Origin of the sequence: Streptomyces sp. NPDC087844 (assembly GCF_044742785.1) — a bacterium.
Taxonomy (GTDB): Bacteria; Actinomycetota; Actinomycetes; order Streptomycetales; family Streptomycetaceae; genus Streptomyces.
Window position 1 is genome coordinate 41,094 of sequence record NZ_JBIUVD010000029.1, and the last position, 17,622, is coordinate 58,715.

Annotated in this window: 21 protein-coding genes; 14 read left to right on the plus strand and 7 right to left on the minus strand. The window is 70.7% G+C overall.

The window, feature by feature from the left end:
• The first annotated feature begins 493 nt into the window (after positions 1–493).
• Positions 494–3,481: an NACHT domain-containing protein gene (locus tag ACIOKD_RS37415; RefSeq protein WP_402092572.1), complete on the plus strand. Its 2,988-nt coding sequence runs from the start codon at positions 494–496 to the stop codon at positions 3,479–3,481.
• On the opposite strand, the gene ACIOKD_RS37420 is transcribed toward ACIOKD_RS37415, so the two are convergent.
• Positions 3,482–3,757: a hypothetical protein gene (locus ACIOKD_RS37420; protein ID WP_402092575.1), complete on the minus strand. Its 276-nt coding sequence runs from the start codon at positions 3,755–3,757 to the stop codon at positions 3,482–3,484.
• 259 nt (positions 3,758–4,016) lie between these two features.
• On the opposite strand from ACIOKD_RS37420, the gene ACIOKD_RS37425 reads away from it, so the two are divergent.
• The 5 genes from ACIOKD_RS37425 (at position 4,017) to ACIOKD_RS37445 (ending at position 6,089) form a co-directional block, all read left to right on the plus strand.
• Positions 4,017–4,841 (plus strand): helix-turn-helix domain-containing protein, encoded by an 825-nt coding sequence (locus ACIOKD_RS37425; protein ID WP_402092576.1) that lies wholly within the window; start codon positions 4,017–4,019, stop codon positions 4,839–4,841.
• Entirely contained in the window at positions 4,838–5,041 is a 204-nt protein-coding gene (locus tag ACIOKD_RS37430) for a DUF397 domain-containing protein (protein WP_402092579.1), read from the plus strand. The genes ACIOKD_RS37425 and ACIOKD_RS37430 overlap by 4 nt, the downstream gene beginning before the upstream one ends.
• Entirely contained in the window at positions 5,002–5,253 is a 252-nt protein-coding gene (locus tag ACIOKD_RS37435) for a DUF397 domain-containing protein (protein ID WP_402092580.1), read from the plus strand. The genes ACIOKD_RS37430 and ACIOKD_RS37435 overlap by 40 nt, the downstream gene beginning before the upstream one ends.
• 168 nt (positions 5,254–5,421) lie before the next feature.
• The gene (locus tag ACIOKD_RS37440) at positions 5,422–5,769 is read left to right on the plus strand and encodes a DUF6247 family protein (RefSeq protein ID WP_402092581.1); all 348 of its coding nucleotides are present in this window, start codon (positions 5,422–5,424) and stop codon (positions 5,767–5,769) included.
• Positions 5,766–6,089: a hypothetical protein gene (locus tag ACIOKD_RS37445; RefSeq protein WP_402092582.1), complete on the plus strand. Its 324-nt coding sequence runs from the start codon at positions 5,766–5,768 to the stop codon at positions 6,087–6,089. The genes ACIOKD_RS37440 and ACIOKD_RS37445 overlap by 4 nt, the downstream gene beginning before the upstream one ends.
• Positions 6,090–6,128: 39 nt before the next feature.
• Here the strand turns inward: ACIOKD_RS37445 and ACIOKD_RS37450 are convergent, their stop codons facing one another.
• The 4 genes from ACIOKD_RS37450 to ACIOKD_RS37465 all read right to left on the minus strand — a co-directional run bounded on the left by ACIOKD_RS37450 (position 6,129) and on the right by ACIOKD_RS37465 (position 9,837).
• Positions 6,129–7,595: a sensor histidine kinase gene (locus tag ACIOKD_RS37450; protein WP_402092583.1), complete on the minus strand. Its 1,467-nt coding sequence runs from the start codon at positions 7,593–7,595 to the stop codon at positions 6,129–6,131.
• Positions 7,592–8,323 carry a response regulator transcription factor gene (locus ACIOKD_RS37455; protein WP_402092584.1) on the minus strand — a complete coding sequence of 244 codons (732 nt, stop codon included), beginning with the start codon at positions 8,321–8,323 and terminating at the stop codon, positions 7,592–7,594. The genes ACIOKD_RS37450 and ACIOKD_RS37455 overlap by 4 nt, the downstream gene beginning before the upstream one ends.
• A gap of 98 nt (positions 8,324–8,421) precedes the next feature.
• The gene (locus ACIOKD_RS37460) at positions 8,422–8,631 is read right to left on the minus strand and encodes a hypothetical protein (RefSeq protein ID WP_402092585.1); all 210 of its coding nucleotides are present in this window, start codon (positions 8,629–8,631) and stop codon (positions 8,422–8,424) included.
• A 72-nt stretch (positions 8,632–8,703) separates the two neighbouring features.
• On the minus strand, positions 8,704–9,837 hold the full coding sequence (locus ACIOKD_RS37465; protein ID WP_402092587.1) for a S1C family serine protease: 1,134 nt from the start codon (positions 9,835–9,837) through the stop codon (positions 8,704–8,706).
• 69 nt (positions 9,838–9,906) lie between these two features.
• On the opposite strand from ACIOKD_RS37465, the gene ACIOKD_RS37470 reads away from it, so the two are divergent.
• Complete coding sequence (locus ACIOKD_RS37470) at positions 9,907–10,263, plus strand: FG-GAP repeat domain-containing protein (RefSeq protein WP_402092588.1); 357 nt, start codon at positions 9,907–9,909, stop codon at positions 10,261–10,263.
• A gap of 30 nt (positions 10,264–10,293) precedes the next feature.
• On the opposite strand, the gene ACIOKD_RS37475 is transcribed toward ACIOKD_RS37470, so the two are convergent.
• Positions 10,294–11,313, minus strand: a complete 1,020-nt coding sequence (locus ACIOKD_RS37475; RefSeq protein ID WP_402092590.1) for a LacI family DNA-binding transcriptional regulator — start codon at positions 11,311–11,313, stop codon at positions 10,294–10,296.
• A 23-nt stretch (positions 11,314–11,336) separates the two neighbouring features.
• Positions 11,337–12,161, minus strand: coding sequence for a winged-helix domain-containing protein (locus tag ACIOKD_RS37480; RefSeq protein ID WP_402092593.1), 825 nt, complete (start codon positions 12,159–12,161; stop codon positions 11,337–11,339).
• A gap of 198 nt (positions 12,162–12,359) precedes the next feature.
• Here ACIOKD_RS37480 and ACIOKD_RS37485 point away from each other — a divergent pair, with 198 nt between their 5' ends.
• From ACIOKD_RS37485 to ACIOKD_RS37515, 7 genes are all read left to right on the plus strand, one after another.
• On the plus strand, positions 12,360–13,307 hold the full coding sequence (locus ACIOKD_RS37485; RefSeq protein ID WP_402092594.1) for an alpha/beta hydrolase family protein: 948 nt from the start codon (positions 12,360–12,362) through the stop codon (positions 13,305–13,307).
• Between the two features lie 85 nt (positions 13,308–13,392).
• The gene (locus ACIOKD_RS37490) at positions 13,393–13,647 is read left to right on the plus strand and encodes a MoaD/ThiS family protein (RefSeq protein WP_402092595.1); all 255 of its coding nucleotides are present in this window, start codon (positions 13,393–13,395) and stop codon (positions 13,645–13,647) included.
• Between the two features lie 7 nt (positions 13,648–13,654).
• Positions 13,655–14,866: a hypothetical protein gene (locus ACIOKD_RS37495; RefSeq protein ID WP_402092597.1), complete on the plus strand. Its 1,212-nt coding sequence runs from the start codon at positions 13,655–13,657 to the stop codon at positions 14,864–14,866.
• A 238-nt stretch (positions 14,867–15,104) separates the two neighbouring features.
• Positions 15,105–15,863, plus strand: coding sequence for a DUF2993 domain-containing protein (locus tag ACIOKD_RS37500; RefSeq protein WP_402092598.1), 759 nt, complete (start codon positions 15,105–15,107; stop codon positions 15,861–15,863).
• A 240-nt stretch (positions 15,864–16,103) separates the two neighbouring features.
• The gene (locus tag ACIOKD_RS37505; RefSeq protein WP_356537092.1) at positions 16,104–16,184 is read left to right on the plus strand and encodes an Ms5788A family Cys-rich leader peptide; all 81 of its coding nucleotides are present in this window, start codon (positions 16,104–16,106) and stop codon (positions 16,182–16,184) included.
• A gap of 167 nt (positions 16,185–16,351) precedes the next feature.
• A complete protein-coding gene (locus ACIOKD_RS37510) occupies positions 16,352–17,197 on the plus strand; it encodes a sulfurtransferase (RefSeq protein ID WP_402092600.1) in 846 nt (281 codons plus the stop codon).
• 48 nt (positions 17,198–17,245) lie between these two features.
• A complete protein-coding gene (locus tag ACIOKD_RS37515) occupies positions 17,246–17,533 on the plus strand; it encodes a DUF1416 domain-containing protein (protein WP_402092602.1) in 288 nt (95 codons plus the stop codon).
• Positions 17,534–17,622: the final 89 nt, after the last annotated feature.

A 17,622-nucleotide genomic window follows, 5' to 3' on the forward strand; every position in this document is an offset into this window, starting at 1 on the left:
CGCATGGACTCCGGCGTCGGCGTCGGCGTCGGCTTCGGCGCCGCTCGCCGCGTTCGCGGTGGAGGCGACCAGGGCCAGCGGGATGCCGACGACCACGGCGGTCCTCAGCCTGCGGGGGCGGGCCTTGCTGCGGTTCACAGTCACGGGCGGCTTCCGTTCGTGTGGGGGTGGGGGGAGCCGGTCGGTTCCTGGTCGCTACCCGTGGGCGAAAGGTTGCCGGGGAACGGAGACCGGCCGGGTGCGGGGCGGCAGGGTGACCGGCCAAGTGCGTTGGCACGGCTACCGGCTACCGGCTACCGGCTACCGGCTACCGGCTACCGGCTACCGGCGGGGGCGGAGCCGAGGGCGACCGTGCCTGTGCCGGTCGCCGGGCTCTGGCATGTGCTCCCGTCATGCTTCCGCGCGCCTGCCCCGGGTGGCTGCTGTGCCGGTACGCGACCGCCCGCCGCCTCGTTCATCCCTGGACGGCCGGGTGTGAACACGGGGGCGGGTCATGCGGGGTGCACGGGTACAACGGCGGGTCGGGCTGGGCATGGGCGCCGCGGCCCTGCTCGCACTGGCCGTCGCGCTGGCGGGCGGCGGCGGTCCCGACCGGACGTCGATGTGGATCTCCGCGGTCTCGGCGCTCGTCTCGGTCGGCGCCTTCCTGGCCGACCTGCTGCGGGAGGAGGCGGACCCCGGCACCGGCGCCGAGCGGCGGCAGCGGGCGGCCGACGAACTCGCCGACGCGGTACGGCTCCAGTGGGAGGCGGAGGCGCGGCTGCGGAGGTTGCAGGACCCGGAGCCGTTGAACGTGCGCTGGTTCCGCGTCGGCCCGCCGCTCGCCGACCGGCCCCACCACGCCCGGCGGCCCGGTGGGCTCGGTCAGCCGGGGGAGCCGCGGGAGCCGGGGGAGTCGCGGCACGGGGTCGCGCTGCCGGAGCCGCGCGACGGTGACCAGCGGCTCGACCGGATCGTCGAGACGTTCATGGCGCTTCCCTCCCGGCGGCTGGTCGTACTGGGCGACCCGGGGGCGGGCAAGACCGTCCTCGCGGTGCGGTTCGTGCTCGGGGCGCTCGCCGCCCGGCAGCCCGACGACCCGGTGCCGGTGCTGTTCCCCCTGGCGGGCTGGGACCCCCGTTCCATGGCCCTGCGCGACTGGCTGGCCGAGCGGCTGGCCGCGGAGTACCGGCCGCTGGCCGCCGTCACGGACGAGCGCACCATGGCACGCGAACTGCTGGACGCGGGCCTCCTGTTGCCCGTACTGGACGGCTTCGACGAGCTGCCCGCCCCGGCGCACGAGGTGGCGTTGCGACGCCTCAACGCCGAACTCGACGAACGGCTGCCCGTCCTGCTCACCTGCCGTACGGAGGTCTGGGCCCGGGCCGTGCGGAGTGGCGACGTACTGACCGCCGCCGAAGTCGTCCGCATGCGACCGCTGGACTTCGCCACCGCGCGCCGCTATCTGGAGGACACCGCCCGGCCGGACCCGCACGGCGCCACCCCCTGGGCACCGGTCCTGGCGGACCCGCCCCCGCCCCTGGCGGAGGTCATGACGTCACCGCTGATGGTGGCGCTGGCCCGCACGGTCTACGGGGACACCTCGCGCGACCCGGCCGAACTGCGGAACACCGGCCGCTTCCGCACGGCCGGAGACGTCGAGGAACACCTGCTGAACGCCTTCGTCCCGGCGGCCTTCGGCGCGGCGGGCCCGGGCCGCGGCACCTGGGACCCGGACGCGGCCTTGAGCTCGGAGATGAGATGGAGCCCGGACGCGGCCCACCGCTGGCTTCGCCGGCTCGCCCGCGACTTCGGCCACCAGGGCACCTGGCGGCTGGCCTGGTGGGAGTTCCCGGCGGCGATGCCCCCGGCACTGCGCGTGCTCGGCCCCGCCGTGCTGGCGCTGCTCGCCTCGGCGGCGCTGCTGGTGCCGCTGGCCAGGTACGGACGTGGAGTGGTCGCGAACTGGGACACCGTGCCGTCCGCCGTCCTCAACTACGCGGGCATCCTGCTGGGCCTGTGCTTCGGACTGACCCTGCTGCTGCCCGCCACGGCGCGGAGTCCGCAGGGGGCACGGCAGTTGGCGCGGCTGGCCCTGACGATGGCCGCCGCCGCGACGGTGGTGGCGGTGGGCATGGGCCTGCTCGTACCACCCCTGGTCGGCTCCCGGCTCGGCGCGGTGCTCACCCGAAGGCCCGCCTGGTTCCTCAACGGCTGCTGTTTCGGGCTGATCCTGTCGATGATGTTCGGCGTCGCCGGTCTGCCCCGACGCCCTCTCCCGATGGGCCTGCCGTGGGCGGGCAGCCCGAGCGGTCCGCGGACCGTACGCGCGCTCGGTGCCGTCGTGGTCTTCGCCGGACTCGCGATCTACGGCTATTCGCGGCAGACGGCGGTGGTCCCCGCTCTCACCTGCCTCGGCGCGGGGCTGCTGCTCCTCCTCGCCGGACTGCGGCGCGGGGAGCGGACGGCGGTGCCGTACACCGGCCCGGGCGCGGTACTGCGCGGCTTCGGCAGAGGACTGCTCCGGGGCTTCGTGGTCTGCACGCTCATCGGCGTCTGCGTGGGGGCGCTCGTGGGTTGCGTGGCAGGCGCGTTCGCCGCGTACCGGATCCAGTCGGCCGAGCCGCGCGCGAGCGGTGAGGTGATCGGAGGCTGGCAACTCCGTCGGACGGCCGACGGCGAGCGCTCGGTCCACTCGGTCGTGCGGGAGGAGTTCTGGCTGGTGGGGCGTACGGGGCTGGACGAGCCGTTCGCCGTGAAGGCGGGCGCGCGGATCTCGCGGGACGAGAGACTCGGGACGTTCGAGGGGACGGTGGCGATCCGCGAGGAGGAGCAGGACGGCTGGACGACCGTGTGGCAGAGCGGTCCCCGCGCCTGGAAGGGCAAGTCGGTCGACGCCCACAACCTGGTACTCGCCCTGCCGTACGAGGCCAGGGTCTGGCTCGTACACCGTTCGCCCGGGGCCGTCGTTCTCGACGCGGTGGGCCCGTTCGTGGCGTTCGGCGTCCTGATCGGTGCCATCGGGGGCTGCGCCTCCGGCGTCTACCGCGCCCTGAACACCCCGTCCGACACCATGCGCGCGGCCGGTCCGCTCAGCACCCTGCGCACCGACCGGGACGCCACGCTCGCCAGGAGCGCGATCGCCGCGCTCCTCACGGGCGGGGTCTGCCTGGCGCTGATCTCGGCGATGCCACCGGGCGGCACCCTGGGCACCATGCACACCGAGGTGTGGGTCCAGTTCGGCACGTCCGCGCTCGCGCTGAGCGCCTGGGGCCGCCTGGGCCCGGCCAGAATCTGGCTGGCCCTGACCGGCCGGGCCCCCTGGCGGCTCATGACCTTCCTGGAGGAGGCGCACCGCCGCGGGGTGCTGCGGCAGTCGGGGGCGCGTTACGAGTTCTGCCATCTGCGCCTCCAGCAGAGCCTGGCGGCGACGCCGGAGGGCCGGGGAGAGAGCACCGGTCACGGCGGGGCAGCCACTGCTGAGCCTGCCGCCGCCCGGTAGTCAGGGCACCCGCGCTCCCCGGCTCGCCGCGATGCGGAGTACGTCTCGCAGACACTCCAAAGACCTGGTGAGCGCGAAGCGCACTTCGCCTTCGCCTGCCTTGGGGTCGGCGAGTACGGCCCTGGCGCCCGCGAGGACCTGTTCGCCGGAGTCCAGTTGCGCCGCTTCCACGTCATCGGCGAGGAGGGAGAGCCTGCTCGCCGAACTGTCCGTACTCAGGTAGCAGGGCTTTCCCTCCGGGGTCGTCCAGGGCAGCAGACGCAGCGGGCCGTTCACGCGTGCACCGGGGTGAGCCCGCAGCGACACCCGGGCACAGCGGGTGCCGCTCGATGCCGGCCCCGGGCGGGCAACAGCAGGCGCAACAGCAACTCGCAGAGTTTCGTACCGGGTCCAGACATGGCTGAGCTCCTAGTGGTGTGAACAGGGGCGTTGACGAGCGGTGATTACCGTTCGTGCCTACATCGTCACTGTCTGGACGTACGCTGCGGAAGGGGGCGCCCGTTGTCTGGGCGCCCCGACAACGGTGAGGGGTGACGTGGACGAACGCGTTGACGTTGAAGGGGAGTCGGGGCTCGCGGGACTGGGCCGGACCCTTCGGCACCTGAGGGAGAAGGCCGGTAAGTCGCTGGGGCAACTGGCTCAGGAGACGGCGTACGACAAGAGTTATCTGAGCCGTCTGGAAGGGGGTAAGCGACTGTCCAAGATGGCGGTCATGCAAGAACTCGACCGCTACTACGGGTCCGGTGACCTGCTGGTTCAGCTGTGGAAGGTGGCACGGCACGACGCCTTCAAGGACAAGTACAAGGAGTTCATGCGGCTGGAGGCGACGGCTCGGGTCATGCACATCTTCACGCCCGGGGTGCCTGGACTGTTGCAGACCGAAGAGTTCGCGCGCGGGATGTTGTCTGGCGCCCAGACAACGGTTGGCAACACCGAGGCAATTGAGGAACAGGTGGCCGCGCGTATGGGACGGCAGCTCCTGTTGCGCCGGGACCCGGCACCCGACGTCCGCTTCATCATCGACGAGTACGCATTCCGGCGCCCCGCTGCCATCGCGAAGACCTGGGACGACCAGCTGCTCCGTATCGAAGCCGTGGCCTTGTGGCCGAACGTTGTCCTGCAAGTGCTTCCCTTCGCCACCGGAGTGCACCACCTCATGGACGGATCACTGACCCTGCTGTGGCAACAGAACGGAAGTGCCGTTGCCTACAAGGAAGGCAACGGCGGTGGGGAGTTGATCGACGAACCGGACGGGGTCCTGCGGCACCGCTTGTCCTACGATCGGCTCCGAGACTTGGCGTTGCCCCCGTCGGACTCGCTGGCGTTCATCAGGGGCGTTCTGGAGGAACACAGATCATGAAGCGCACCCCCAACCTCAGCACCGCCGCGTGGCGCAAGTCGTCCTACAGTGACGGAGGGGCCAACAACTGCGTCGAGGTGGCCGACGGCTACCCCGGCCTCGTCCCCGTCCGCGACAGCAAGACCCCGAACGGTCCGGCGGTCGTGTTCGGCATGGCCTCATGGGCGTCGTTCGTGAGCAAGGTGCGGGAGTCGGCGTGACTCCCGACCTCAGCACCGCTGCCTGGCGGAAGTCGTCGTACAGCGACGGGGGAGACAACAACTGCGTCGAGGTCGCCGACGGCTACCCCGGCCTCGTCCCCGTCCGCGACAGCAAGACCCCGGCCGCACGCCCGCTGACCTTCTCGGCGTCCTCCTGGGCCGCGTTCACGGAGGGCGTCAAGCGTGGGGCGGACCTGAATCCCGGCGGGTGAAGCGGGCGGGAAACCCGTACGGGAAGGCGGGCGGTCCAGTCAGGGTGCTGCCATGGCAGAGATCATGACCACAGAACCCTCGGCGGAGCAGCCGCGCGCACAATCCGCGTGGGGGCGGTGAGCGCGGCTATGGTCGTAGACACGACGCGTCGAAGGAGGACACCGGTCATGGTTGCTCACGCTGCGGAACCCGACGCGGTGCTCCCCCCTATGCCCGAGCGGACCCCGAAGGCGCTGCGCAGAGCCCTCGCGGAGGACGCTCCCCACCTCCTCCCGGACTTCGACAAGCACTGGAAGCGCGCGATCGCCGACACGTACGACCTCGGCCCTGTGCCCGCTTTCGTGGCCCGCTGGTGGTGCGAGTACGCGATCGTCCGTGACCCGGGGCTCGACGCCCACGTGCGGGATCTGTACCGCCGTGCGGAGGAGTCCGACGACTTCTCCGAGGCCCAGGCCCTCCTCGAAGAGGTGGCGAAGATCCGCTACAGGACGCGGGATCTGGAGCCCGGCGAGTGACCGGCGCGTTCATGGGGCCGCCTTGGCAGATGGACTGGCGGCTCGATGCCCTCGCGGGCCGTGACGCATTGCCCGAGCACGTGCGGAAGATGGTTGACGAGGCCCGCGCGGAGCTGGTCACCGCACCGGACCCGTACTTCCGAGGGATCGATGCCGATGCCGGCCTGCCGGAAACGATCAGCGTCGTACCGGTCCAGTCCACTGATCCCAAGGGATCCCGCATTCTGTACTTCGACAACTACAAAGGCTGGTTGGTCTACCTCTTCAAGCGGCGCATCGAGGATCCGCAGATCGTGGTGCTGGAGATCTTCTGGCAGTGAATGTCCGGCCAGGCAGGCTGAGGTCCGGGCAGTCCCCGGTCAGTCTCCGTCCGGTGTGGGCGGCGGAGTCGGGGCGCCGGGGAGGCGGATCGTCGCGATCGTGCCGCCGTCCGGGGCCGGGCTCAACGCCACGTCCCCGCCCGACTGCTGGACCGTACGCGCCACGATGGACAGGCCGAGGCCCGAGCCGGGGAGTGCGCGGGCGCTCGGGGAGCGCCAGAAGCGGTCGAAGACATGGGGGAGTTCGTCGGCGGGCACGCCCGGACCGTGGTCCCGTACGGTCAGTTCGCCGCCTCTGAGGGTGACGTCGACCGCTCCGCCCTCGGGGCTGAACTTCACCGCGTTGTCGAGGATGTTGACGATCGCCCGCTCCAGCGCGGTGGGCTCCGCCCGGACGAACCAGGGGTGCACGTCCGCCGTGATCGTCAGCTCCGGGCCACGCAGCCGGGCCCGGCGCAGGGCCGACTCCACGGTGTCCTGGAGCGCGACCACCTGCACACGGTCGGCCGGCGTGCCCGCGTCCGACCGCGACAGCGTCTGCAGGTCGCCGATGAGTGCGGCCAGTTCGGTCATCTGCGCCTTCACCGAGGCGAGCAGCGCCTTGCGGTCCGCCGGGGGGATGGGCCGGCCCGTCTCCTCACTGCGGGTGAGCAGCTCGATGTTCGTACGGAGGGAGGTGAGGGGCGTGCGCAGTTCGTGACCGGCGTCCGCGATGAGCTGCTGCTGCAACTCACGGGAGTTGGCGAGCGAGGCGGTCATGGAGTTGAAGGACCGGGAGAGCCGGGCGATCTCGTCCTCACTCTCCTCCTGCACGGGGATGCGCACGGAGAGGTCCTCGGTGCGGGCCACGTGCTCGACGGCCTCGGTGAGCTTGTCGACCGGACGCAGACCGGCACGGGCGACCGCGAGTCCTGCGGCGCCGGCGCCGAGCACTCCGATACCGGAGACGAGGAGCAGGACGAGGGCCAGGTCGTTGAGGGTGCCCTGGGTGCTCTTGAGGGGCACGGCGACGAGGAGGGCGGTGTCGGGGTAGAGCTGCGGTCGGCTCGGGCCCTGGGTGACGGTCAGGGGAACCGTCAGGATGCGTACGGCGTTTCCGTCGGTGTCGGTTCCGCTGCGGAAGGTTCCGTCTTCACTGTCCGCGTTCTTGATCACGTCGGTGTCGTCGCCGGTGACCGTGACCGTGCCTTCGGAGTTCGCCGAGACGCAGGGAGTCCCGTCCGCCTTGATCAGTTGCAGGTAGTAGATGTCCCGGGCGCCGAAGTCGTCGTTCTTCGGCAGCGGTGTCTGGGTGCAGTTCTCCAGGGCGGCCTCGACCTGTGAGTGCGGCTGAGGCGTGGCGGCCGCTTTCAGGTCGTTGTCGACCTGGTCGTACAGCTTCCTCTGCACGATGAACCAGCACGTCACCGACACCGCCGCCACCGCGAACGCCACCGCCGCCGCCACCAGGAGGGACAGCCGCGCCCGGATCGGCAGGGAGGTGAACCGGCGTACGAGCCTCTTCACTCCGCCCCGCCCGACCGCAGGACATACCCCACACCCCGCACCGTGTGCACGAGACGCGGCTCGCCGCCCGCCTCGGTCTTGCGGCGGAGGTACATCACGTACACGTCCAGGGAGTTGGACGACGGCTCGAAGTCGAAGCCCCAGACCGCCTTCAGGATCTGCTCCCGCGTGAGGACCTGGCGCGGATGGGCCAGGAACATCTCCAGCAGGGTGAACTCCGTGCGCGTCAGCTCGACGTGGCGGCCGGCGCGCGTGACCTCCCGGGTCGCGAGGTCCATGCGCAGGTCGCCGAAGGCCAGCGCGTCGTCCGCCGGGGCGCCGACCGCGGCAGCCGCGTACGAGCTGCGCCGCAGCAGGGCCCGTACCCGCGCGAACAGCTCGTCCAGTTCGAACGGCTTGACCAGGTAGTCGTCGGCGCCCGCGTCGAGTCCGGTGACCCGGTCGCCGACCGTGTCGCGGGCGGTGAGCATGAGGATCGGCGTCGTCGTGCCCGCGCCGCGCATCCGGCGGGCGGCGGTCAGGCCGTCCATCCGCGGCATCTGGATGTCGAGGACGACCAGGTCGGGCTGGTACGCGATGGACTTCTCCAGCGCGTCCGCGCCGTCGACGGCCACCTGCGTGTCGTACCCCTCGAAGGCGAGACTGCGCTGGAGTGCTTCGCGCACGGCCGGCTCGTCGTCGACGATCAGGATGCGCTGGGGTTCACGGTCGCCTTCGGCGGGGCTCATCGCGGTCAGTTCCTCGGGTGCGGTGGGACGTGGTCGGGGCGCTTTCAGCCTCGCACGTTTCAGGGCTGTTCTCGTAGAGCCGCCCGCAGGGCGAGGGATCAGCCCCGTACGGCACGGCGGGCGCGGGCCGCGGCGCCGCTCCGGCGGGCGGTGCCGCGCGGAGCCCGCGCCGTGGCCATCTCGGGCGCGCGGGGCGACGGCGCGTGCAGCTCGTGGGCCACCGCGAGGGCGAGGGCGAATCCGGCCGGGTCGCCGCCGGCGAGGGTGTGGGGCACGGTCTCGGTGTGCTTGACCTGCTTGATCTGCATGACGACCTCCGGGGTCTGCTCGGGCGGCTCAGGGGTGGGGCCGGCTCAGGGGTGGGCCGGATCAGGGTCGGCTCAACTGTCGGAGCCGCCGGACCGCAGCGAGGCCAGGTCGGCCTTGACGGTGTTGACCGGGATGGCGAAGCCCAGGCCGACGCTGCCGGCGCTCGACGAGGACGAGGAGTCCGTGGCGGCCGAGTACATCGCGGAGTTGATGCCGATGATGTTGCCGTTCATGTCGATCAGCGCGCCGCCGGAGTTGCCCGGGTTGAGGGACGCGTCGGTCTGCAGGGCCTTGTACGTCGTCGTGGACGAGCCGGTGTCGCCGTTGAACTCCTGGCCGCCGAACTCGAACGGCCACTGACCGCTGCCTCCGCTGCCGCTTCCGCCGCCCTGCTGTTGCTGCTGGCCCTGGCTCTCGTCCGTGGAGACGGTGACGTCCCGGTCGAGCGCGGAGACGATTCCACTGGTGACGGTGCCGGTCAGGCCCTCGGGGGAGCCGATCGCCACGACCCCGTCACCGACCTTGACGGCGTCGGAGTCGCCGAGCGTCGCGGGGGTCAGACCCGACGGCGCGTCCTTCAGCTCGATCAGCGCGAGGTCCTTCTTGCTGTCGGTGCCGACGACGCTCGCGGTGTACGACTTGCCGTTGCTCAGCTGCACCTTGATCTGCGAGGCGCCGGAGATCACGTGGTTGTTGGTGATGATCTCGCCGCCGGTCGTGATTACCACGCCGGAACCGGTGGCGGAGCCCGCGTTCGAGGTCGCGCTGATCTCGACGATGCTCGGGCTGACCGCCTCGGCCACCCCGGCGACCGTGCCCTTCTTGCTCGCGGCCACGACATTGGTGCTGGTGGCGCTGCCGGCCGCGGTGTCGTTGCCGGTCAGCTCCTGGAAGGCGTACGCGGTACCTCCGCCCACGGCCGCGGCGGCGATCGCCACGGCGGCCAGCAGGGCCAGCGGGCCCTTGGCGCGCTTGCGGGGCGCGGTCGGAGCGGAGGAGACGGGCTCCGTGAGGAGAGCGGTGGGAGCACCGCCCTGCGCGGCTGCGCCCGGAGTCGGCTGGTAGGCCGGCGGAGGCGGCCACTCCGGGTTCACGGAGGAGGCGTACTGCTGTTGGTGCGACTGCTCGTACGGCTGTCCTGAGTACGCGGACTGCTGCTGGTCGCCCTGGGGGTACTCGCCGCTGCGGCGGAAGCTCTCGGTCATGAGTAAGACTCTGCCGCCCGACGATGAGAGCTCCCTGAGTGCTCCCTGAGAAGCCCGACAGAACGTCGTATGCCCGATATAAAGGCGCCGGAGCCCGGTGATTCCGGGGAAACGGCGGGTTGCCTCTCCGGCGACGGCAAGCCCGACCTGCTCGTCCGCTCCACGGACGGCACGCTGTGGCTCTACCGCGGCACGGGCAAGGAGAGGACCCCCTGGTCGGCCCGCATCAAGGCCCGTACCGGCTGGAACTTCACCTCGTACGTCTCCAGCGGCGACGTGAGCGGCGACGGCATCGCCGACGTCATGACCCGCGACTCGGCGGGCAAGCTCTGGCTGTACCGCGGCACGAACAAGGCCTCGTCGGACCTGTTCGCCACCCGCACCAGCCTGGGCACAGGCTTCAACCAGTACAACTTGCTGTTCTAGAGCGACAGTGGCAGGCGTCGACGCGCCGCGCTAACAGCCACAGCTGCGCCGCACCACCAAGGAGGACGGGAACAACTTCAACCGTTCCCGCCGAGCGCCGGCGACCCGCAACCCGTCATCGAGCACCAGATCAACCGCCGCCCGAGCCATCGCGGACCGATCGCTCGCGATAGTGGTCAGCGGCGGATCGGTCAACGCCGCTTCCTTGATGTCGTCGAACCCGGCGACAGCCAACTCCCCCGGCACATCGATCCGCAGCTCCCGAGCCGCCCGCAGCAACCCGATCGCCTGGTCGTCCGTGGAACAGAAGATCGCCGGCGGCCGATCGGGACCGGCCAGCAGCCGGAGCCCCACCTGGTACGCGTCGTACCGGTTGTAGAGCGCCTCGAAGAGGCGGCCCTCGGTGGAGCGCCCCGCCTCGTGCATCGCCCGCCGCCACCCCTCGACGTGGTCGGAGACCGGGTCACCGACCGTGGGGGTCTCCGCGACACCGCCGAGACAGGCCACGTACGCGTACCCGTGCTCAAGGAGGTGCTGCGTGGCGAGATGCGCCCCGCCCACGTCGTCCGTGACGACCGCGACGTCGTCGATCGCCTCGGGCCGCTCGTGCAGCAGCACCACCCGCGCGTCCCACGCCTCGATCTCGGCGGCGGCCAGATCGTTCAGCGCGTGGCTGACGAGGATGAGCCCCGAGACCCGCATACCGAGAAAGGCCCGCAGATAGTGGACCTCGCGCTCGCCGACGTAGTCGGAGTTGCCGACGAGCACCATTTTTCCGCGCTCGGACGCGGCCTGTTCGACCGCGTGCGCCATCTCCCCGAAGAAGGGCTGGCGCGCGTCCGGCACGATCAGGCCTATGAGGTCGGTACGCCGGGACGCCATGGCCTGGGCGACCCGGTCCGGGCGGTAACTCAGCTCCTTGATGGCGGCGAGTACACGCTCGCGCGTGGCCGGGGCAACCGGCCGGGGTCCGTTGTTGATGACATAGCTGACGACGGCGGTGGACGTACCCGCCAGTCGTGCCACGTCATCCCGAGTCACCTTGGCCACGCGCGGAGTCTACGCGGATGGACCTACCGCTGGGCAGGTCGTACGGCTTCTTCCTGCACCTTCGCCGGGGCCTCCGCGGCACCGGCCGTGTCGAGGTGCGCCGTCTCGTCCGCATCCTCCGGCTTTGGCCCGTCCACCTTGGCCTTCGCCTCTCCCGCGGCAGCCGACCGGTCGACCTTCTCCGGGGTGACGAAGCGGTAGCCGACGTTCCGGACGGTCCCGATCAGCGACTCGTGCTCGGGGCCGAGCTTCGCGCGCAGCCGCCGTACGTGCACGTCGACGGTCCGCGTGCCGCCGAAGTAGTCGTAGCCCCAGACCTCCTGCAGCAGCTGGGCGCGGGTGAAGACGCGGCCCGGGTGCTGGGCGAGGTACTTCAGGAGCTCGAACTCCTTGAAGGTCAGGTCGAGGACCCGGCCCTTGAGCTTGGCACTGTAGGTGGCCTCGTCCACGGAGAGGTCGCCGTTGCGGATCTCCATGGGGGAGTCGTCGTTGACGATCTGCTGGCGGCCCATGGCCAGCCGCAGCCGCGCCTCGACCTCCGCCGGACCGGCGGTGTCGAGCAGCACGTCGTCGATGCCCCAGTCGGCGGTGACGGCCGCGAGGCCGCCCTCCGTCACGACGAGGACGAGTGGACAGCCGGGCCCGGTGGAGCGCAGCAGCTGACAGAGGCTGCGCACCTGCGGGAGGTCGCGGCGGCCGTCGATGAGAATGACATCGGCACCTGGGGTGTCGACGAGAGCGGGCCCCTCCGCCGGAGCCACGCGCACGTTGTGCAGCAGCAGGCCGAGGGCGGGAAGCACCTCCGTCGACGGCTGAAGGGCATTGGTAAGGAGCAGCAGAGAACTCATCGCACCCCACCTACCTGGGTCGTCCTACGGTCACGCACGGTTCGCTCGCCCATAACGTCTGGTTCCTCCTCGGTCCCTGCGAGGACGTTTTCGGCACTGCTAGACGTCGTATACAGCGTTCGTATACAACGCTCCAGAAAGCGCAAAAGGACCCGGGGGCTTCGCTGCCCGAGTCCTCTGCCCAGGAGAATAGCCCACATGAGCCAAGGTCCGGCAGGTCATGTGACGCGATCTTTCATTCGTCCAGAACCTGAGACGGCGGGTGGATGTACGGAAAGTGCTTCAGGAGGATCTTCGCGAGGGGCGCTGAGAAAGTTTCTGCGCGCCGCCGACGGGGTGACGATCGACGCAGCGTACGACCCCGGAAAGAACACATCGGACACGTCAGGCGCATCCGGAACATCCGGTACATCCGGTGGCTCCGGCGCGTCCGGACCCAGAACCGGCCTGGTCATCGTGGTGGCGCACGGGTTCACGGGCGACCTGGCACGTCCGCACGTCCGGCGGGCGGCGGGCGTCTTCGCGCAGTACGCGGCCGTGGTCACCTTCTCCTTCCGCGGGCACGGCGCCTCCGGCGGACGCTCCACGGTCGGCGACCGCGAGGTGCTCGACCTCACGGCGGCGGTGGAGTGGGCGAGAGAACTCGGTCACACCCGCGTGGCCACCGTCGGGTTCTCCATGGGCGGCTCGGTGGTGCTCCGGCACGCGGCTCTGCACCCGAGGAGCGAGCAGGAGCACGAGGGGCGCACGGGGGCGCATTCGGACGCGGTGGTTTCGGTCAGCGCTCCCGCCCGCTGGTACTACCGGGGTACGGCCCCTATGCGGCGCCTGCACTGGCTGGTAACCCGACCGGTGGGCCGCGCGGTCGGGCGCTACGGCCTGCGAACCCGCATCCATCACCGCGATTGGGACCCGGTCCCCTCCTCCCCGGTGGAATCGGTCCCTCTCATCGTCCCCACGCCCCTTCTGATCGTCCACGGCGACCGGGACGGCTATTTCCCCGTGGACCATCCGCGGATGCTGGCCGCCGCGTCCGGCGACCACGCGGACCTGTGGCTTGAGCACGGCATGGGCCACGCAGAGAACGCGGCGGACGACGCACTCCTGTCCCGCATCGGGGAATGGGCCGCCGCGCACGCGGGCTAGTTGTTCTGTCCACGGAGGCAGGAACTAGCCTGACGGGGTCCGTCACCCGTTTTCCTTCACTGTTGACCGAAGATCGAGGAACCAGATGGCACAGGGCACAGTGCGTTACTGGGCCGCCGCCAAGGCCGCGGCAGGCGTCGCCGAGGAGCCGTACGAGGCGGAGACCCTCGCGCAGGCGCTGGACGCGGTACGCGAGCGACACTCCGGCGAACTCGCCCGCGTCCTGCTGCGATGCTCGTTCCTCATCGACGGCGATCCCGTGGGTACCCGCGGACATGAGACGGTACGGCTGGCCGAGGGCGGCACGGTCGAGGTGCTCCCGCCGTTCGCAGGAGGGTGACGGGACGATGAGAGATCAGCCGTACGAGGGGCCCTACGAGGGCCCGTACCAGGGGCAGGGTCAAGGCCAGGGCCAGGGGCAGGGCCAGGTCCCGTACGAGGGATACGACCCGTACCAGCAGCAGGCACCGCAGGCCGGGTGGCCCGGTCAGCAGCAGTACGACGAGGCCGCCGCGCAGCAGCAGTACACCCAGCAGTGGGAGGGCCGGACCTGGGAGACCCAGGTCCAGCCACCGGTCAGGCCGGCGGCGGACACGGCGTATCTGCCGCAGCAGGGTCCGGCGGAGGCGTCGTACGGGGCCCAGCAGCAGCCGTACGGGGCTCACACCGGGGCTCACACCGGGGCTCAGTACGGGGTGGTCGGGCAGCCGATGCCGAGTCAGCAGGATCCGGTCGGCGGGAACCCCGCGCCCGCCGAAGGCGAGGCCGGCTACGGTCCGCCCACCGTCACCGGCAACACCCGGGTCACCGACGCCCAGCGCGCCCGTGCCGAGGGACGTTCGCCGATCATCGAGCCCGGCGGACAGCCGGCCGTGCTGACGGGGGTCCTCGGACTGCTGCTCGCCGGCGCGGCGGCGGTCGGGCAGTACGCGCTGGTCGTGCCGCTGGTGATCCTCCAGGCGGTGACCGCGGCGGGCTGGTTCCGGCTCAACGGGATGTGGCCCGCACGGCAGGGCATCGCGCTCGCCTTCGCGGGTGCGCTCACCGCGGACGTGGCCCTCCTCGCGGCCGGGCGCGAGAACGCCCCCGCCGCGATCCTCGGCACGCTCGGCGTCTGGGTCCTGCTGACCCTGGTCCTCCAGCTGCGCAGCCACGCCGGGGCCGACGAGCGGATGCTCGGTCTGATGGCCACGGTCGTCTCGGCGGCGCTGGCGATCATCGCTACGGGGTACCTGGCGGCGGAACCGGACGCGGTGACCGTGGGCGGGGCGGCGGTCGCCGCGGCGCTGCTGGCGCGGGCGCTGCCGTTGCCGACGGCCGTGTCGGTGGTGGTGGCGTTGCTCGCGGCGGCGGGGGCGGGGGTTGCCGTGGGCGGGCTGACGGATCTGGGCTCGGGTGGGGCGGTTCTCGGGGCGGGGGCCGGTGTCTGCGCCCTTGTCGGGCACCGCGTCGCCAGTTACGACTATCCGTCGAAGTTCGTGCACTTCACGGCGGGGGTTGCGCTGCCGCTCGCTGCGGCGGCCCCAGCGGTGTACCTGCTCGGCCGCGCGCTGATCTGACTCGGGGGCGCCGCCCCCGAACCCCCGGTCCTCAAACGCCGGACGGGCTGAAACGCTTTCAGCCCGTCCGGCGTTTGAGGACGAGCGCGAAGCGCGATAGGGGGGCGAGCAAACGCCTCAGCGCCGCCCAACCCCTGTCACAGGTGATCGACAACAAATCGGTCCCCCCGGCCGCAGGCCACCCCACGGGGTTACCCTCGCGCACAGAAGACCGCCAAGGTGGGGGAACACGGAGACCATGCGAGCACTGCGAATACTTCTGATCGTGACCATCGTCCTGGGCGGCCTCTTCGTCATCGCCGACCGCGTAGCCGTCGGCTTCGCCGAGGACGAGGCGGCGGACCGCCTGAAGACCAACGAGGGCCTGTCCAGCACCCCGGACGTCTCGATCAAGGGCTTCCCCTTCCTCACCCAGGTGGTCGGCGGCGAACTGGACGAGGTGCAGGTCGGCATCAAGGACTACGAGGCCGACACGAGCGGCGCGACGAACGGCACGGACGCCGACATACCCGCCAAGATCCGCATCGACAACCTCACCGCCCAGATGCGGGGCGTCGCGTTCTCCGGCGACTACAGCTCCGCGAAGGCGGCCACCGCCACCGGCACGGCCACGATCTCGTACGCCGAACTCCTCAAGGCGGCCAAGGCCGAGCCCGTGGACGTGGCGACCGGGGTCACCGCCCAGGTGGTCGGCCTCTCCGACGGCGGCAACGGCAAGATCAAGGTCGAGGTGGAGGCCACCGTGCTCGGCACGAAGCTGCCCAAGCCGGTCTCCGTGCTCAGCTCGGTCAGCGTCAAGGGCGACAACGTCGTGGTGAACGCGGACTCCCTCCCCAACCTGGGCGTGCAGCTCGCCGAGGACAAGGTCCGCCTGATCACCGACTTCCAGCAGAAGATCGACGGTCTGCCGGGCGGCATCAAGCTCGACAAGGTCGAGGCCGCCGCCAAGGGCGTCGACATCGACGTCAAGGGTTCGGACGTCAGCCTCGTCGGGTAGTAGGCAGGTCGGCCGCCGTACCGATGGCGTACGGGGCACGGCCGACCGTCCGAAAGGCGAGACGGACCCGTCCGCACAGTAGATCCGCGGGCGGCGGGACACGGTTCCCGTGGGCCGTCAAGGCCCGGAGGGCGTGCGGGGGCAGACCGCGCGCCCCGGCATCCCACATCGCGGACGATCGCGTCTCAGCATGCGACACGCCGGTGACATGTCCGGCTTTCCGTCCCTACGATCGACGGCATGACGCAACAGGCGGACCTCACGAAGCGGCGGGCAGTGGACCTGTGCCGCGTCGCCGCCATGCTCTGTCGCACCTTCTGAGCGGAAGCTCCGTCCTTCCGCGAGCCGGGCCCTCCGACCTTTTCTGTCGGGGCCGCCCCCGCGCCGCGTACGCCCGCCCGAGCGGCCATGACCGCCGGGGCGCGTACCGCGGTCGCACCCCTCACCGACGCACAGCCCCGCCGTAACTGCCCCGGAGGAGAACGAGCATGAGCCGCAGTGACGTCCTGGTAGACGCCGACTGGGTCCAGGAGCACCTGGACGACCCGAACGTGGCCGTCGTCGAGGTCGACGAGGACACGTCCGCGTACGAGAAGAACCACATCAGGAACGCCATCCGGATCGACTGGACCAAGGACCTCCAGGACCCGGTCCGCCGTGACTTCATCGACCAGGAGGGCTTCGAGAAGCTCCTCTCAGGCAAGGGCATCGCGAACGACACCCTGGTCGTCCTCTACGGCGGCAACAACAACTGGTTCGCGTCCTACGCCTACTGGTACTTCAAGCTCTACGGCCACGACAACGTGAAGCTCCTCGACGGCGGCCGCAAGAAGTGGGAGCTCGACTCCCGCGACCTGGTCGACGGCTCGCAGGTCCCCGAGCGCGCCACGACCGAGTACAAGGCCAAGCCGCAGAACAAGGCGATCCGCGCCTTCCGTGACGACGTCGTCGCCGCGATCGGCTCACAGAACATCGTCGACGTCCGCTCGCCCGACGAGTTCTCCGGCAAGCTGCTCGCCCCCGCGCACCTGCCGCAGGAGCAGTCGCAGCGCCCCGGCCACGTGCCGTCCTCGCGCAACATCCCGTGGTCGAAGAACGCCAACGACGACGGCACCTTCAAGTCGGACGACGAGCTCAAGGCCCTCTACGAGGACGAGCAGGTCGACCTGTCGAAGGACACCATCGCCCTGTGCCGCATCGGTGAGCGTTCCGCGCTCACCTGGTTCGTGCTGCACGAGCTGCTCGGCGTCGAGAACGTCAAGAACTACGACGGCTCGTGGACCGAGTACGGCTCCCTCGTCGGTGTGCCGATCGAGCTCGGCGCCAACAAGTAACCCTCACGGCCACTCACGGTTACAAGGACTCAAGGACGGAAACGAAACATGTGTGGAGCGAAGGCCGGCGGCCCCGACGCCTCGACGATCAAGCCCGGTGAGACCACCATCCAGGGTCACGTGACCAAGGACGGCGAGCCGGTGGTGGGCTATGTCCGCCTGCTGGACTCGACGGGCGAGTTCACCGCCGAGGTCCCGACCTCGGCGACCGGACAGTTCCGGTTCTACGCGGCCGAGGGCACCTGGACCGTTCGCGCCCTCGTTCCGGGCGGCACGGCCGACCGTACGGTCGTCGCCCGGACGGGCGGCCTGGCCGAAGTGGCCATCGCCGTCTGAACCACCTGAACCGTCCGACGGTTCGCACCGTATGAACGGCCGAAGGGCCGCACCCCCGGGGGTTGGACGCTTTCCGGTACGGGGTGCGG

What these genes read in the sequence shown, in the direction of transcription:
- ACIOKD_RS37415 (WP_402092572.1), top strand. Translation starts at nt 494, where the DNA reads ATGCGGGGTGCACGGGTACAACGGCGGGTCGGGCTGGGCATGGGCGCC.
- ACIOKD_RS37430 (WP_402092579.1), top strand. Translation starts at nt 4,838, where the DNA reads ATGAAGCGCACCCCCAACCTCAGCACCGCCGCGTGGCGCAAGTCGTCC.
- ACIOKD_RS37435 (WP_402092580.1), top strand. Translation starts at nt 5,002, where the DNA reads ATGGGCGTCGTTCGTGAGCAAGGTGCGGGAGTCGGCGTGACTCCCGAC.
- ACIOKD_RS37440 (WP_402092581.1), top strand. Translation starts at nt 5,422, where the DNA reads ATGGTTGCTCACGCTGCGGAACCCGACGCGGTGCTCCCCCCTATGCCC.
- ACIOKD_RS37455 (WP_402092584.1), bottom strand. Translation starts at nt 8,323, where the DNA reads ATGAGCCCCGCCGAAGGCGACCGTGAACCCCAGCGCATCCTGATCGTC.
- ACIOKD_RS37460 (WP_402092585.1), bottom strand. Translation starts at nt 8,631, where the DNA reads ATGCAGATCAAGCAGGTCAAGCACACCGAGACCGTGCCCCACACCCTC.
- ACIOKD_RS37465 (WP_402092587.1), bottom strand. Translation starts at nt 9,837, where the DNA reads ATGACCGAGAGCTTCCGCCGCAGCGGCGAGTACCCCCAGGGCGACCAG.
- ACIOKD_RS37470 (WP_402092588.1), top strand. Translation starts at nt 9,907, where the DNA reads ATGCCCGATATAAAGGCGCCGGAGCCCGGTGATTCCGGGGAAACGGCG.
- ACIOKD_RS37480 (WP_402092593.1), bottom strand. Translation starts at nt 12,161, where the DNA reads ATGAGTTCTCTGCTGCTCCTTACCAATGCCCTTCAGCCGTCGACGGAG.
- ACIOKD_RS37485 (WP_402092594.1), top strand. Translation starts at nt 12,360, where the DNA reads ATGAGCCAAGGTCCGGCAGGTCATGTGACGCGATCTTTCATTCGTCCA.
- ACIOKD_RS37490 (WP_402092595.1), top strand. Translation starts at nt 13,393, where the DNA reads ATGGCACAGGGCACAGTGCGTTACTGGGCCGCCGCCAAGGCCGCGGCA.
- ACIOKD_RS37495 (WP_402092597.1), top strand. Translation starts at nt 13,655, where the DNA reads ATGAGAGATCAGCCGTACGAGGGGCCCTACGAGGGCCCGTACCAGGGG.
- ACIOKD_RS37500 (WP_402092598.1), top strand. Translation starts at nt 15,105, where the DNA reads ATGCGAGCACTGCGAATACTTCTGATCGTGACCATCGTCCTGGGCGGC.
- ACIOKD_RS37505 (WP_356537092.1), top strand. Translation starts at nt 16,104, where the DNA reads ATGACGCAACAGGCGGACCTCACGAAGCGGCGGGCAGTGGACCTGTGC.
- ACIOKD_RS37510 (WP_402092600.1), top strand. Translation starts at nt 16,352, where the DNA reads ATGAGCCGCAGTGACGTCCTGGTAGACGCCGACTGGGTCCAGGAGCAC.
- ACIOKD_RS37515 (WP_402092602.1), top strand. Translation starts at nt 17,246, where the DNA reads ATGTGTGGAGCGAAGGCCGGCGGCCCCGACGCCTCGACGATCAAGCCC.